Source organism: Nitrosomonas sp. (assembly GCA_031316255.1).
In the GTDB taxonomy this organism is placed as follows: domain Bacteria; phylum Pseudomonadota; class Gammaproteobacteria; order Burkholderiales; family Nitrosomonadaceae; genus Nitrosomonas.
The window spans coordinates 2,350,693-2,365,579 of the sequence record JALDQW010000001.1 but is presented as its reverse complement, the minus strand read 5'-3'; the positions used below and the strand labels follow the sequence as shown (position 1 = coordinate 2,365,579).

14 protein-coding genes are annotated in these 14,887 nt (G+C 47.1%); 9 read left to right on the top strand and 5 right to left on the bottom strand.

The features are described from left to right. The first annotated feature begins 40 nt into the window (after positions 1-40). The 6 genes from serC to MRK00_10370 all read left to right on the top strand — a co-directional run bounded on the left by serC (position 41) and on the right by MRK00_10370 (position 6,523). On the top strand, positions 41-1,132 hold the full coding sequence (serC, locus tag MRK00_10395) for a 3-phosphoserine/phosphohydroxythreonine transaminase (GenBank protein ID MDR4517778.1): 1,092 nt from the start codon (positions 41-43) through the stop codon (positions 1,130-1,132). After that, the gene (locus MRK00_10390; protein ID MDR4517777.1) at positions 1,125-2,321 is read left to right on the top strand and encodes a 3-phosphoglycerate dehydrogenase family protein; all 1,197 of its coding nucleotides are present in this window, start codon (positions 1,125-1,127) and stop codon (positions 2,319-2,321) included. Before serC ends, MRK00_10390 begins: the two co-directional genes overlap by 8 nt. A gap of 19 nt (positions 2,322-2,340) precedes the next feature. Further along, on the top strand, positions 2,341-3,414 hold the full coding sequence (gene pheA, locus MRK00_10385; protein MDR4517776.1) for a prephenate dehydratase: 1,074 nt from the start codon (positions 2,341-2,343) through the stop codon (positions 3,412-3,414). Between the two features lie 81 nt (positions 3,415-3,495). Further along, positions 3,496-4,614, top strand: coding sequence for a histidinol-phosphate transaminase (hisC, locus tag MRK00_10380; protein ID MDR4517775.1), 1,119 nt, complete (start codon positions 3,496-3,498; stop codon positions 4,612-4,614). After that, positions 4,611-5,627: a 3-deoxy-7-phosphoheptulonate synthase gene (gene aroF / locus MRK00_10375; protein MDR4517774.1), complete on the top strand. Its 1,017-nt coding sequence runs from the start codon at positions 4,611-4,613 to the stop codon at positions 5,625-5,627. The genes hisC and aroF overlap by 4 nt, the downstream gene beginning before the upstream one ends. A gap of 14 nt (positions 5,628-5,641) precedes the next feature. Then, positions 5,642-6,523 (top strand): prephenate dehydrogenase/arogenate dehydrogenase family protein, encoded by an 882-nt coding sequence (locus MRK00_10370; protein MDR4517773.1) that lies wholly within the window; start codon positions 5,642-5,644, stop codon positions 6,521-6,523. 191 nt (positions 6,524-6,714) lie between these two features. On the opposite strand, the gene MRK00_10365 is transcribed toward MRK00_10370, so the two are convergent. Then, a complete protein-coding gene (locus MRK00_10365) occupies positions 6,715-6,873 on the bottom strand; it encodes a hypothetical protein (protein MDR4517772.1) in 159 nt (52 codons plus the stop codon). A gap of 209 nt (positions 6,874-7,082) precedes the next feature. Beyond that, positions 7,083-8,387 (bottom strand): glycerophosphodiester phosphodiesterase, encoded by a 1,305-nt coding sequence (locus tag MRK00_10360; GenBank protein MDR4517771.1) that lies wholly within the window; start codon positions 8,385-8,387, stop codon positions 7,083-7,085. Positions 8,388-8,577: 190 nt separating this feature from the next. Between MRK00_10360 and MRK00_10355 the strand changes: the two genes are divergently transcribed. From MRK00_10355 to MRK00_10345, 3 genes are all read left to right on the top strand, one after another. After that, positions 8,578-9,318 carry an MBL fold metallo-hydrolase gene (locus tag MRK00_10355; protein ID MDR4517770.1) on the top strand — a complete coding sequence of 247 codons (741 nt, stop codon included), beginning with the start codon at positions 8,578-8,580 and terminating at the stop codon, positions 9,316-9,318. A gap of 3 nt (positions 9,319-9,321) precedes the next feature. After that, entirely contained in the window at positions 9,322-10,272 is a 951-nt protein-coding gene (locus tag MRK00_10350) for a HAMP domain-containing histidine kinase (protein MDR4517769.1), read from the top strand. Between the two features lie 182 nt (positions 10,273-10,454). After that, positions 10,455-11,138: a hypothetical protein gene (locus tag MRK00_10345; protein MDR4517768.1), complete on the top strand. Its 684-nt coding sequence runs from the start codon at positions 10,455-10,457 to the stop codon at positions 11,136-11,138. A 237-nt stretch (positions 11,139-11,375) separates the two neighbouring features. Here the strand turns inward: MRK00_10345 and mnmH are convergent, their stop codons facing one another. The 3 genes from mnmH to MRK00_10330 all read right to left on the bottom strand — a co-directional run bounded on the left by mnmH (position 11,376) and on the right by MRK00_10330 (position 14,735). Then, positions 11,376-12,527, bottom strand: a complete 1,152-nt coding sequence (mnmH, locus tag MRK00_10340; protein MDR4517767.1) for a tRNA 2-selenouridine(34) synthase MnmH — start codon at positions 12,525-12,527, stop codon at positions 11,376-11,378. Further along, positions 12,520-13,569, bottom strand: a complete 1,050-nt coding sequence (gene selD, locus MRK00_10335) for a selenide, water dikinase SelD (GenBank protein ID MDR4517766.1) — start codon at positions 13,567-13,569, stop codon at positions 12,520-12,522. The genes mnmH and selD overlap by 8 nt, the downstream gene beginning before the upstream one ends. Before the next feature lie 62 nt (positions 13,570-13,631). After that, on the bottom strand, positions 13,632-14,735 hold the full coding sequence (locus tag MRK00_10330; protein MDR4517765.1) for a transglutaminase-like domain-containing protein: 1,104 nt from the start codon (positions 14,733-14,735) through the stop codon (positions 13,632-13,634). Positions 14,736-14,887 lie beyond the last annotated feature (152 nt).

Below are 14,887 nucleotides of genomic sequence, written 5' to 3'. Positions count from 1 at the left end.
CGCCTGCAAATCAACAAAATTTTCCAGACAGACAGATTAAATGAATCAAATCTATAACTTCAGCGCAGGGCCCGCAATCCTACCTAAAGCGGTGTTACAACAGGCACGCGAAGAAATGCTTGACTGGCAAGGCAGCGGTATGTCTGTCATGGAAATGAGTCACCGTGGCAAGGAATTCATGGCCATAATTGAAGCCGCTGAAAATGATTTGCGTGAACTGGTGGGCATTTCGTCAAATTACAGGGTGCTTTTTTTGCAAGGCGGTGCATCAAGCCAATTTGCCATGGTACCCATGAATTTACTGCGCGGCAAAAAAAAGGCCGACTATATCCATACCGGGCAATGGTCTGCAAAAGCCATTCAGGAAGCAAAGCGCTACTGTAACGTCAATATTGCCGCGTCAGCAGAAGACGCCCGTTTTACTTATGCCCCGAAACAACACCAGTGGCAACTTGACAAGGACGCCGCCTATATACACTACACCACCAACGAGACTATAGGCGGCGTAGAATTTCACTGGACACCGGATTTACCCGGAGATTGCGAGATTCCTCTGGTTGCCGACATGTCGTCCAATATCTTGTCGCGTCCTCTCGATATTTCCCGTTACGGACTGATTTACGCCGGCGCACAAAAAAACCTGGGGCCAGCCGGACTGGTACTGGTCATTATTCGCGAAGATCTTGCCGGTTTCACCATTCCTGGAACACCAACGCTGTTTGACTACAAGGTGCATATCGACAATGACTCCATGTATAACACACCGCCCACCTACGCCATTTACATTACCGGACTGATATTGAAATGGATAAAACAAAAGGGTGGACTTGCAGCCATCGAACAAAACAACATCCGCAAAGCCGCTTTACTCTATGACTTGCTTGATGCCAGCGATTTTTATCATTGTCCGGTTGCCATACAGGATCGTTCACGGATGAATATTCCGTTTACGCTCAAAGATTCCGCGTTGGATCCCATGTTTCTTGAGCAGGCACAAGCGAATGGCTTGATTCAGCTAAAAGGACATCGTTCGGTTGGCGGCATGCGCGCCTCGATCTATAATGCCATGCCCATCGAGGGTGTAATGCAGCTCGTTGATTTTATGAAGGAGTTTTCTAACAAAAATGCCTGAACATCAACAAAACACATTTAAAATCCTAACCCTGAATCAAATCTCGCCGTTAGGACTGGATCGCTTCCCCAAGGAAAATTACCACGTTGGCACAGACATTTTTGACCCTGACGCCATACTGGTGCGTTCGCACAATATGTTGAATATGGACATTCCACGCAGTGTTCTCGCCATCGGACGCGCAGGTGCAGGAACCAACAATATTCCAGCAAAAACCATGAGCGAACGCGGTATTCCCGTATTCAATACGCCAGGCGCCAATGCCAACGCCGTCAAGGAACTCGTCCTGGCCGGTTTATTGCTGGCCGCCCGTAATCTTTTGCCCGCGCTGCGTTTTGTGGAAACTTTGCAAGGTGACGACGAAGCGCTGCACAAACAGGCTGAAACTGAAAAAAAACGTTTTTCCGGTGTTGAATTGCCAGGACGCACATTAGGCATCATTGGCCTGGGGGAAATCGGCCGGCTGGTTGCCGATGCGGCACTCAAGCTCGGCATGAAGGTCATTGGTTATGATCCCAATATTACCGTTGAATCGGCCTGGAGCTTGTCAGCAGAAGTCAAAAAAGCGCCGAGTATCGACACATTACTGCGCAACAGTGATTTTATTACCGTGCACGTGCCGCTGCTCGATTCGACACGCCATCTTATTAACGAAAAAAGCATTGGCGTCATGAAACAAAACGCCATCATTTTGAATTTTTCGCGTAATGCCATAGTCGATGAAGATGCTGTCTTGACGAGCATCTCTTCCGGAAAAATAAAGTTTTATGTCTGCGATTTCCCCAGCCGGAAATTACAGCACCATGAATCGGTAATTACACTGCCACACCTCGGCGCATCGACACAGGAGGCCGAGGAAAACTGCGCTGTGATGGTCGTTAATCAGCTTGTTGACTATCTGCAAAACGGTAATATTACAAACACCGTTAATTTTCCCAATATCAGCATGGAACGCGAATCACCCTACCGCGTAGCCATATCCAATGCGAATGTACCCAATATTGTGGGACAGATTTCAACTGATCTGGCAAAAGCAGGATTGAATATCCATAATATGATGAACAAATCCCGCGGTGATTTGGCTTTTACACTGGTAGATGTCGACAGCCCTGTCCCGCAAAAAGTCATTGATGAGATTTCAATGATATCAGGTGTTTTATCCGTGCGTTACGTGCCATTTCCCATTTAACAAACTTATTCATAACGCTATGGTTACTGAACAATTAAAACAATTACGTGACGAGATTGATAAGATTGACAGTGAAATTCTCGAACTCGTCAACAAACGTGCACAACATGCCCAGCAAATCGGTTTCATAAAAAGAAGCGATATTATTTACCGTCCTGAACGTGAAGCCCAGATATTAGCTCGGATGCAACAGGAAAATTCCGGACCGCTAGATAACGCACGCATCACGCAACTTTTTACTGAAATCATGTCGGTTTGTCGTGCACTGGAAAAACCAATGACAGTCGCCTGTCTCGGACCGCAGGGCACATTTTCTGAAGAAGCCGCTATTAAACGTTTCGGCAGTGCCATCACAACGCTGCCGTGCGATACCATCGACGCTGTCTTTCATAGCGTCGAATCCGGCCATGCCGGTTATGGCGTTGTTCCCGTAGAAAATTCAACCGAAGGCGCAGTCGGCAGAACAATGGACCTGCTACTGCAAACCGCACTGACTGTTTGCGGAGAAATCCAGCTGCCGGTTCATCAGTCTCTGATGGCAAAACAGGCAGACCTGACCAAAATTGAAAAAATATATTCGCATCCACAGTCTTTCGCGCAGTGCCATCACTGGCTGCAAACCGCGTTACCAAGGATTTCCAGCACCGCGTATATCAATACCAGCAGCAATGCCGACGCAGCCCGCCTGGCAGCACAGGACGAAAGCACCGCTGCCATCGCAAGCAAAAGAGCGGCTGATTTTTACGGATTGACAGTTTGTGCGGAAAACATCGAGGACGACCCCAAAAACACAACCCGCTTTCTGGTTCTCGGTACACAGAATGTCGCTCCATCCGGTAAAGATAAAACCTCATTGATCATGTCCGCCGGTAATTTTGCAGGTGCTATTCATAAATTGCTCACGCCCTTCGCCGTGCATAACGTCAGCATGAGCCGTCTCGAATCGCGTCCTTCGCGCACCAATCTCTGGCAGTATGTCTTTTTTGTTGATATCGAAGGACATCAAAAAGATAAAAATGTCTCGGATGCGCTCAAGGAACTGAGTGAAAAAGCTACATTCCTGAAGATCCTTGGGTCTTATCCAGCCTCATAGACTGTTCTTTGCAGCGAACAACAAATCATATCCATTAGAAAATCGATTTTACTGTTACCCAATCACAAATAAATAAATACTATGAATCTTTGCGATTTTGCCCCGGAATATATCCGCGCCATTAATCCATACCAACCCGGCAAACCAATATCAGAACTGGCCAGGGAAATGGGACTGGATGAGCACAGTATCATTAAGTTGGCTTCCAACGAAAACCCGCTTGGCACCAGTCCATTAGCACTCGAAGCCATGATAGCGGAATTGCATAATGTCGCTCGTTACCCCGACGGCAGCGGGTTTGAATTAAAACAGGCGTTATCCAAACTGTACGCTGTCGATACCGAGCAAATCATTCTGGGAAACGGTTCCAATGACGTACTGGATCTGGCCGCACGGGTATTCCTGAAACCGGGCGCAACCGTCATTTATTCACAGCATGCATTTGCAGTATACCCGCTTGTCACGCAAACTATCGGCGCAAACGGTATCTCTGTTCCGGCCAGGGATTACGCTCATGATCTTTTCGCGATGTTCGATGCCGTCACGCCTGAAACACGCATGGTCTTTATCGCCAGTCCGAACAATCCGACCGGCACACTTTCCGACCCCAATGAGTTACATCGCTTCATGGAACGGGTTTCCCGGGACGTTCTGGTCGTGCTGGACGAGGCGTATTACGAATACTTGCCCGCGGCAAATCAGACAGACAGTATCAGTTGGCTGCAACAGTTTCCCAATCTTGTTATCACACGCACGTTTTCCAAAGTCTATGGACTTGCAGGTGTCCGTATCGGATTCGGTCTGGCACACCCTGAAGTCGCCAACCTGATGAATCGGGTGCGTCAACCGTTTAACGTCAGCAGCATTGGACTGGCGGGCGCACTGGCGGCGTTGCAGGACACAGAGTTCGTCCAGCGTTCATATGCACTGAATCGGGCAGGCATGCTACAGCTCACCGACGGTTTCCGTAAGCTCGGTATTGAACATATCCCTTCGTTCGGCAATTTTATCAGCTTCAAGATCGAAGGCAATGCAACCAATACCCTGCAAGTCTACCAAAGCCTGTTGCGACAAGGCGTTATTGTCCGTCCATTAGGCATCTACGAAATGCCCCATCATCTGCGCGTAACCATCGGACTCGAGTCCGAAAACCAGAAATTCCTGAAATCACTTGAACATGCCCTGGGAGAATTAGCATGATTATCGTCATGAACAAAGGTGTAACCGAAGAACAAATCGGCGCCGTCGTCAAAAAAATTCAAGATCTCGGACATGAAGTCAATATCTCGCGCGGCACTAAACGCACCGTTATCGGCGCAATCGGCGATGAGAGCAAGCTGGATCCCGAATTGTTTGATCCCATGCCGGGTGTCGAATATTCGATGCACATCGTCAAGCAATACAAAATCGTGTCGCGCGAATCGCACCAGCAGGACTCTATTATCGACGTGCGCGGCATCCCGATAGGTGGCAACCAGATACAGGTCATTGGCGGTCCGTGCTCGGTTGAAACGCAGCATCAAATGGATCTGGCGGCACAGCAGGTTTCTTCAGCCGGTTGCCGCCTGATGCGCGGCGGCGCGTTCAAACCACGCACCAGTCCGTATACCTTCCAGGGCAAAGGCCGCGACGGGCTCGGCATATTCCGCCAGGCCGCAGACAAGCACAACCTGCCAATCGTCACCGAATTGATGGATGTGCGCATGCTCGACACGTTTCTCGAGCATGACGTCGACGTGATTCAGATCGGTACACGCAACATGCAGAATTTCGATTTACTGAAAGAAGTCGGTCGCATCGACAAACCCGTCATCCTCAAGCGCGGCCTGTCCGCCACCATCAACGAATGGCTCATGGCTGCCGAATATATCGCCGCGGGCGGCAATCACAATATCATTTTCTGCGAACGCGGCATCCGCACGTTTGAAACCGCATACCGCAATGTACTCGACGTCACCTGTGTGCCGATGCTCAAACGCGAAACCCACTTGCCGGTGATCATCGACCCGTCGCATGCGGGCGGCAAGGCCTGGATGGTACCATCGCTTGCGCGCGCCGCCATCGCTGCGGGTGCCGACGGACTGCTGGTTGAAATGCACCCAAACCCCTGCGAAGCCTGGTGCGATGCTGATCAGGCACTCAGTCCACAGGAATTCACCGATTTGATGGGATCGCTCAAAGGTATCGCCCAGGTCATCGGACGCAGCCTTTAACCTTTAACCAGTTCATGACACAAATTACGCTGAACAAACTGGTCATTATCGGCGTCGGCCTGATCGGCGGTTCCTTTGCATTGGCACTGCGTAAAGCGGGTGTGGTGAAGCATGTCGCCGGTGTCGGGCGCAGCCGCGAAAACATGCAACACGCTTTGGAGCACGGTGTCATCGATGAAGTCGCGGAAAACATGGCATCGGCACTAAATGATGCCGATTGTGTTCTGCTCGCCATGCCGGTCGGTCAGACCGAAGCGATCATGACGCAAATCGCACCGCATCTGCAAGCCGGCGCCATCATCACCGATACGGGCAGCACCAAGCAGGATGTCGTCACCGCAGCGCGCAATCATCTTGGCAACAACCTGAAGAACTTTGTGCCCGGACATCCGATTGCCGGTGCGGAACACAGTGGCGTACTCGCCGCGCAATCCGATCTCTATACCGGCAAACATGTCATCCTGACACCGCTTGAGGAAACCCACATCGACGCCGTCAAAAAAATCACAGCGCTGTGGCAGGCCTGTGACGCAAAAGTCTCGCAAATGCAGGTTGCAGAACATGACGAAATACTCGCCGCCACCAGTCACTTGCCGCATGTGCTCGCATTCGCACTCATGAACCACCTGCACCGCAGTACTGACAACCCCAAAAACCTGCTGCGCTTCGCCGGCAGCGGTTTTCGCGATTTCACTCGTATCGCCAGTAGCTCACCCGAAATGTGGCGCGATATCTGTCTGGCCAACCGCGAGGCTTTGCTCAAGCAAATAGCGGCTTATCAGGATGAACTGAACGCGCTACACGTAATTCTGAAAAATGGAGATGGAGAAGCACTGGAAAAATTGTTTTCTCAGGCGCGGAGAATGCGGGAGGACTGGTTAAAAAATATGGGTTGAACACATAGCGTTTCTATTCATAGCGTTAAGAAACTCAGGGTTGATGTCAGAATGAAACCACTATTCCAGTATATCATCTACCATAAAATGGCGGATAAGTTACACTTATTGCTTGAGCTTTCTGTGTAAACGTCTGATTGAATTTACCCGGTTGACGCACACAACCATTCAATCATTGGATCATCGATCATTTATTGTTCATAGCCGCAAAAGCTTTTACCGCTTACTGAAAATGTAACGGCTTTGGAGTTTTGCTCAACACCTGATTGCCGAATGTTTTCGGTTGACATACCGGTTGCAAATGAAAACAATGTGGACATAATGCCAAAAATTTCACGATTAATAATCATAATAATTTCCTGAAAAATTTAAAATCAAAACGTAAGACTGAACCTTGTTACGGCACGAAAGTTACCCAATTTTGCAATAATCTTACCGCTACTATTCAATCAATAACTTAAACCCAATTAACTGTACCCGGCTATAGTATCCGGAAACAACATAATTAGAATAAAGACCACAGCAACGCTGTTACCGGCAATACCTGATTGAAATAGCGCTAGTTCAGATTCATGCAATTAGCATAGTAGGATACGGTTGCAGGCCAGTCAGAAAAGATACCGATAATGCCGACTTCCCGTGTTAAGCCATGCAAAACGGTATAACTGTTTTCAGCAAACTGAATAGTATTTCCAGGGGATTCAGGATTTGGGTTCTGACCATTAAGTGTCTGGAAGAACCAGTTGTTGCCATTTATTTGTGATCCGTCACGTTCAAGTGTCCAGGTGACGATCTCCAGTCCAGCCGCTTTTGCCGCATTCGCATAGCGTGAAGGCATGATTTTGCCGTCAACAACTTCCAACAACATCCATATCGGCGGCGCAATAATGGATACACCCTTCGCGGCCAGTTGCGTCATCGATGGTGTCCAGGTTTCTGGATTACGATGATCAAATAATGGATCGTCATATCGGCCATCAAGATAAACCGCTTGTCTGCCGAAATCCGGCTCATTTTCAATCCAGTAGACCACATCGTCAATATTAAATGACTGCGCCCAGACGTTGGAAGCAGGCACATCAGCTTTCCTGTATTCATCGATCATTTTCCGGGCGTAATCGGTCTGGGAAAATCCGTCAAACGGCATTGGAACGCTTGGCGACTTTAATTCCGGCATCATTTTCACATTCAATTTCTTAAACAGTGCAATACTTTCCTGATGGCTCAGCAATGTGCCCACTGTTGCGTAATGCATTGTTCCCTTATCCGCTGCGTCACTTAAATATTCTGCAACTGTTGTTGCATGCGGATTGAAAGTATCCAACCTACCCTGCAGTGATTTGAATTCGGCTAGCGTGATGTCACTGGTACAGCAACGCGCGGTGGCTGGCGCAACCAGATTACCGTGGGTATCAATAACAGCCGGTTGAAATGGCAGCGAACATTTTTCCGCCAATGCCGTTTTTAGTATATTCGTCGTGGACTGCAAGTCGCACTGCGAATGGCGACATACCAGTTCCTTGTCTTTTGTAAACGTCACATCACACTCTATGATCCCGGCACCCATTAATGCCGCAGCTTCATAGGATTCCTGCGTATGTTCCGGAAAATACCTGGGGGCTCCCCGGTGTCCAATGGAAAAATCTGTCCGTTTAAATGGATCGTTTAAATTCGTTATGCAACGCTTCAGTTTTTCCTTGAGTGGACTTTGCGCCATACTATTAATCAGGTAAAGCGGGCGCGCGCCAAACTGACTGTGGGGCCATACTGTTTGATAGGAAAATCTTTCAGGTTCTTCCTGTATACTCACACAACCGGATTGCAGCAGCATTATCGCAATCACTGCTGCCACGTATTTGAACATGGGATTCATAAATTAATTGTATAAAAAGCAAAGGTGGCAGGACTAGAATTATCGCCAGCAATATGGGCGAACCATATACGATATCTTTTTTTGCTGCACTTTATTTCTATCGATAAAATGGTGTTATTTTAATCTCCTGATAAAATGAATAAAGCATTCCTTTAACAGCGTATTCTTTGGAAATAAATCAATGAAGAATCATGACAGCAACGAAGCTATTGCCATTACTCGAGATATTTATTGGATAGGTTTCTCGGAAAAATTAACCAGATTACATTGCAACCCCTACCTCCTTATCGAGGAAGATGAGGCGATTCTGTTTGATCCGGGTTCTATTCCTGATTTTCCAGTTATTATGCGAAAAGTTATTGATCTAGTTAATCCAAATAAAATTTCATTGGTCGTGGTTTCTCATCAAGATCCTGATGTCTGCGGCAATCTTGCCATCGTCGAGGATGTGATTGAAAATGACAAGTTACGGATTGCCGCTCACAAAAACACCATTCGTCTTATACAACATCAAGATCTTAGAAGTGATTTTTATGCAGTGGAAGAAAATGCCTATCAGATAACCCTGAAAAGTGGTCGAGTACTCGAATTCCTGCACGTTCCATTTCTTCATTCCCCTGGTGCAATTGTGACCTACGACACAAAGACACGGAGTTTGTTTACCGGAGATATTTTCGGTGCTGTTGATGATGATGATTGGAGTATCTTCACTAGTCAAAACTTTCCTGAAAATATGAAAAGTTTTCATCAGGCCTATATGCCGGGCAATAAATATCTTAAAAGGGCGATGGAACGTTTTGAGAAAATACCCATTGATCGCATACTACCTCAGCATGGCTCAGTTATCGAAAGTAATGAAGTGCAAGTAGCCATTGACTACTTGAAACAACTTCCGTGCGGACTTGATCTTATCGAGAATTAGAATATGGGAACCGATTACCGTCAAATCTCTAACGAAACCATCTCTAATGCTAACGCAATAAACAACAAACTGATTGAGAAATCTCTGGCAATGCGTTGCATTAGTTATTTGTCTCATGTAAAAGCGCAACTGCTTACAAATACTATTTTTGAAATCGACCACAGTAAAAAAAACCTTTTTAATATCAATTCAAAGTTAGAACAAGAAATTAAAATACGAAAGCAAACCGAAAAGAAATTACAAAAGGCTAAAGACGAAGCCGAAGATGCCACTAAACTGAAGGACAAATTCGTTACACTTGTTTCCCACGATCTTAAAACCCCGCTTAATGGAATAATGGGATACATCGAATTAGTGAAATTAAACACCCAGCTTCCCGATAATGCCAATAGAATGCTTGATGCAGCCCTATCCGCATGTCATGACATGAATGCTTTAATCAATGAAATGCTAAATCTGAGTAGAATCAAAAGCGGGAAGATCAATCTTGGATTAGAGTTTATAAACGTACATGAAATGATCAATTCGATTGTTGAACAGTATGCCCCGATGGCAAACAATAAGGGTATTGTGCTGACCAATGAAATAAACGAACCAACTCAAATCTATGCGGATAAAAAGTTACTGACTGAAGTCTTTAATAATCTGATATCAAATGCCATAAAATTCTGCAATCAAGGCGATTCTATAACAATTCATATGCCCGAAGGAGACGACTCCATCATTGCTGTAACTGATACGGGTATCGGCATACATCCCGAAGCTATCGATAATCTTTTTTCCTACGATATAAAAACATCTACAACAGGAACTGCAGGAGAGAGTGGAACTGGTTTTGGTCTTCCATTAGCGCATGAAATTATTCAGGCGCACAAAGGCACTTTGCAGGTCAATTCAATTTTAGGTAAAGGAACAACATTCCATGTCAGACTACCTAAAAGGAATCACTGCTGACCCTTTAACTTTCCCTTCAAAACAAGGTGTGCAGATTGTCCTGTTTGAAGCGACCAATAGGTGGGTCACCTCGCAAGCGGTGATGTTGTACGAACTGGACGGACCGCACACACGCAAAGTCAGCGTGCAGATTTATGGAGAATAACAGCACACTTTAGCGCACAATTATTCAATAATACATTATGTTTGAGTTATACCTCGATACCGCCGACACCAACCAGATTGCCCGTTTAGGCGCGTGCCTGCCTATACGCGGCATAACAACCAATCCGTCGATTCTGGCCAGAGCAAAAACAGGATTGAATGAACTGCTGCCGAAAGTTACCAATGCATTAGGCCAAAAAGCGCGGATTCATGTGCAGGTCGTCAGCGAAACCGCAGACGCCATGCTCAACGAAGCGCTGAATCTTCGTAAACTGCCCTTTGATATCATCGTCAAAGTACCTGCGACCGAAACAGGCCTGACGGCCATTAAAATGATGAAAGCGCAACATATCCCGGTATTGGCGACAGCTATTTACAGCGTGCAGCAAGGATTTCTGGCCGCACTGTGCGGCGCTGATTATCTGGCCCCATATGTAAACCGCATTGATGCCACCAAAGAAAAAGGGCTTGACGGTATTGGCGTTGTCGCCGATCTGCAGGCACTGATTGATCGACATCAGCTACCCGGCAAGCTACTGCCAGCCAGCTTCAGAAACATGCAGCAGGTAGTGGGCGTACTCAACGCCGGCGTATCCGCAATGACTGTTCCGGTTGACATCGCTGATGCAATGCTTACCCAGCCAGCCGTAAAGCCTGCAGTAGATCGTTTCAACCAGGACTGGCGGGCGGTTTTCGGAGAAACATTGACGTTTGAAAGTTGATTGTTATTTCTGAAAAATGGAACTTGTCTATAAGTAGTTACTCCGGCTTAATCATTGAGAAATTACCCAGAGGTGCCAGTCCGGATGTCCAGGTTGTACAAAACAACATTCATTGTTCTTCTCAAGGTCTAAAACTTCCCCATCACCATCATCTGGCAAATTCACCCACAGTTATTTTGGCGTTTGAGCATGTTGTAGCTGCATCAAAAAAATGTGTTTAAATATACAAGCTCATCATCAATTCAAATCTGACGCTGCAGCAGTTTTTTTAAAATATTCAATGACTGCGTTTTTTGAACCTTTAAAAAGAACCGTCGGCCGCCGCCGATCCAATGATTTTAGATACAACGGATCGTAATAATACTTTAAAAGTTTTTCTATCCAGAGTTTGTTGGATTGAATTTCGTTTCTGTTTAAAAAATCCAAGCGCGCCGCTTCCAGATCAATCATGATTTCCTGGGTTCGCACCCCTCCCAGCTTCTTGCTAATCGCCGTTAAAGCCTTTTTGTAATTTTCATAAATAATCAGCGCATGATTTTTTTGCGTTTCTTCATCCAACGCAACTTGCAGGCAAACGCGGCCTATCGCGGTATCAAGAATATAATCCTTAAAAATATTCTCGACCCTGACAGAAAGCGGTTCATCGAGCCAAATTACATCTGAACATCTTAAACGGGCAAAAAAACTTTCCGGCAAACAATTTTTTCCAATATGGCGACACTCATCTTCAACAAGAAGACTTGTTTGCGGCTGTAATCTGTTTTCAAGTTTCATGACAGTGACAGCCAGGCGATTTTCAAAGTCCACTTGTGTCGGTTGAGGAATAGTCCGGGCACCAAACGCTGAACCACGATGCTGCGCGAGAAACTCCAGGTCCACAGCAGGATAAAAATCAGTGACTTCATTTATAAGCGTTGTCTTGCCACTCCCGGTGGGGCCTGATACCAATACAAAATGATGCTTCGCACTAAACGCCTGAACTGCATTGATTAAAAACCGGCGCGCGGCCTTGTAACCGCCTACGAGCAAAGGTCTTTCCATACCCGCATCTTTCAGCCACTGTTGGGTGATCTGAGATCGCTTTCCACCACGAAAACAATAAAGAACAGTATCCGGATTCTCGGCAATAAAACGGGACCAGCGGGCAACGCGTTCCTCTTTTACCGTTCCCGATATCATCTGATGGCCCAGGCGGACTGCGGCTTCCTGACCTTGATTCTTGTATGTCGTCCCAACAAGCGCGCGTTCTTCATTATTCAATATGGGCATGTTGACTGATTCAGGAAGCGCACCCTGAGCAAATTCTATGGGTGCACGCACATCAATCAACGGCGTCCCCGTTACGAACAACTGTTTGAATGCATCAACCCCGATATTTTGACTACTCAAAGATCACCGCTTTATCTTGGCGTGGCAAAACCCGCCCAACAATTCCTGCATAACCAAACTGTGTTTGCAATGCCTGAACAATGGCATGGCTTGCTTCTGCGGAAACACTCAATAACAAACCACCACTGGTTTGTGGATCATGAATTAAAAGCCTGTAAAGCTCATCCAGATTTGACACATCGATGTTAGGCGCAGTGTATTCCATATTTGTCCGGTGAGCTTTTGTCAAAAAGCCATTCTCCAGATAATACAATGCATCACCAAATCGAGGCAGTTTTATTGAATCCACTGCCAACGTTACCTGACTCGCGTTGGCCATTTGCATGGAATGCCCCGAGAAGCCAAAACCTGTAATATCTGTTGCGGCATGAATCTCGCACTGCAATCCGGGATCGATAAAATCAACGATATTGTTTATAGTCGCCATACTCAACAAGGCTTCCATGATGCCTTCTTCCTGCACCGCATTTCTTTTTAAAGCGGCGGTCATCGTACCCGTGCCTAAAGCTTTGGTAAGTATCAAATGGTCATTTTTTGTCGCCCTGGCATTGGTCCACACTCGATTTGGATTGACAAATCCGGTTACGGAAAGTCCGAATTTCAATGTATCATCGTCTATGGAATGTCCGCCAACAAAGTTTGCACCCGCTTCTGCGATTTTATTACTTGCTCCTTGCATAACATCGACAATTACATGCTCGGGCAACGTCGCTAAAGGAAAAGCCAGAATACCCATGGCGGTCTTCGGTTTACCGCCCATGGCGTAGACATCGCTCAAGGCATTCGCCGCGGCAATCTCTCCGAAAAGAAGCGGCGTATTGACTATCGGTGTGAAAAAATCAAGGGTTTGCACCAAAGCAATTTCTTCATTCACCTTGTATATCGCTGCATCGTCCAGCAAACCACCGTCAACAAGCAGCTCACGATGAGCGGCCGGGAATTTTACTTGCTGCAACATTCGACTCAATTCCGAGGCGGCAACTTTGGCAGCGCAGCCTCCTTTCTGTACGGTTTGCGTCAGCGCAATTTTCTCAGCATTCATGATTGTTGATTCAGGTCACGGGCATGTTAGGAACCTTATCCAGACACATGTCAGAAAGCCTTCTATGCCTCCTGCGCAGGGGTCTTGATCTGCCTGGCTGAGATCGTGTACCTGAAGTGATCGGGATCCAGTTGATCCAGTGCATTTCCACCGGTTTCCCCGTTTGGGTACATGAAGTACGCAATCTTGGCCCGGGACTCCGGCAAAACAACATCATGGGCAGTATTATAAGCAAGCCAATTCATTTCCCAGGCACCAAACAGCCTCCTGCGCATCGCCACGACTTTTGGATCGTTCCTGTGCAGGTTACCCGGCGGTTCCTCCAGCACGACTTTGAGCACGTCTGCGGGATCAACCGGCACCCACCCTATTCCCTGAGCAAAAAATTCCGCCCGGCAGTGCTGCCCCTTGCTCGCATCCGCGCTACTGAGTCCGAGACTCTTGTAGCCCCACTGCGATGGCGCGACCCGCACCCCGTAAATATCACGCGCCGCTACGCCAACCGACCGCGCCAGTCCTACGAATAATGCATTGAGGTCACCGCACTTGCCTCCGAAATAGCGCGTTTCAAGCATCGTTTTGATGTCACCCCAGCCGCACCCTCTGACCTTGGGATCGCGAAATGCGTTATCCACGACCCACTCGTAAATCGCATATGCCTTTTCAATATCCGTCCTGGACTGACGGGTAATGTCTCGTGCCGTTTCGCGCACAATTCCATCGGTCGGAATAAGCTCCGTAGGCTCGGTATAAAGCCTCATTTCGGCCCGTGACAGGGCGGGGGCGTTTGGCATGGGCTCGGAGAAATCCACGGCACGATTGCGTGTCTCAAAATGGCAAATAACCTCCAGTTGCGGAGCTTTTTCGTTCTCCTGCCATTTTACGTAGAGCATTTTGGCGCCGTATTTCGGTTCGGTTACGACTTTCGCCTGCCCATTGCCATTCCAGGCAGTGTTAATAGGCGCGTGCCAATCAGTTTTTTCTGTGTACGGCAGTGGAACCCAGGCGCGTGTAATTCCGGAAGGATTGGCAATTTCGAGCGTCGTTATGACCTCATACTTACGCCAGTTCTCACCCTGGACTGTGGCTTCTGCAATGCGGCTTGCGGACAGCCCAGCAATGAGTGGGGCCGCTAGCGCAGTCTGTAAAAAAGTACGTCTTTTCACGTGATTTCTTCTGTTTTAATCAATCCGGCTACTTTAAAGCAGGATTTGCAGCATACATCATCAATGTTGAACGATTTTAGGAAAAATGAATATTCTTGTTGAAAAGAAAATTACAGGAATGCAAAAGGGGTGTCAAATACTGCTGATATTGA

Excerpts from the sequence above, each read along its gene's own strand:
- MRK00_10390 (MDR4517777.1), top strand. The coding sequence starts at position 1,125 with ATGCCTGAACATCAACAAAACACATTTAAAATCCTAACCCTGAATCAA.
- MRK00_10345 (MDR4517768.1), top strand. The coding sequence starts at position 10,455 with ATGTTTGAGTTATACCTCGATACCGCCGACACCAACCAGATTGCCCGT.
- MRK00_10360 (MDR4517771.1), bottom strand. The coding sequence starts at position 8,387 with ATGTTCAAATACGTGGCAGCAGTGATTGCGATAATGCTGCTGCAATCC.
- selD (MDR4517766.1), bottom strand. The coding sequence starts at position 13,569 with ATGAATGCTGAGAAAATTGCGCTGACGCAAACCGTACAGAAAGGAGGC.
- MRK00_10365 (MDR4517772.1), bottom strand. The coding sequence starts at position 6,873 with ATGATTATTAATCGTGAAATTTTTGGCATTATGTCCACATTGTTTTCA.
- hisC (MDR4517775.1), top strand. The coding sequence starts at position 3,496 with ATGAATCTTTGCGATTTTGCCCCGGAATATATCCGCGCCATTAATCCA.
- aroF (MDR4517774.1), top strand. The coding sequence starts at position 4,611 with ATGATTATCGTCATGAACAAAGGTGTAACCGAAGAACAAATCGGCGCC.
- pheA (MDR4517776.1), top strand. The coding sequence starts at position 2,341 with ATGGTTACTGAACAATTAAAACAATTACGTGACGAGATTGATAAGATT.
- MRK00_10355 (MDR4517770.1), top strand. The coding sequence starts at position 8,578 with ATGAAGAATCATGACAGCAACGAAGCTATTGCCATTACTCGAGATATT.
- MRK00_10370 (MDR4517773.1), top strand. The coding sequence starts at position 5,642 with ATGACACAAATTACGCTGAACAAACTGGTCATTATCGGCGTCGGCCTG.
- serC (MDR4517778.1), top strand. The coding sequence starts at position 41 with ATGAATCAAATCTATAACTTCAGCGCAGGGCCCGCAATCCTACCTAAA.
- MRK00_10350 (MDR4517769.1), top strand. The coding sequence starts at position 9,322 with ATGGGAACCGATTACCGTCAAATCTCTAACGAAACCATCTCTAATGCT.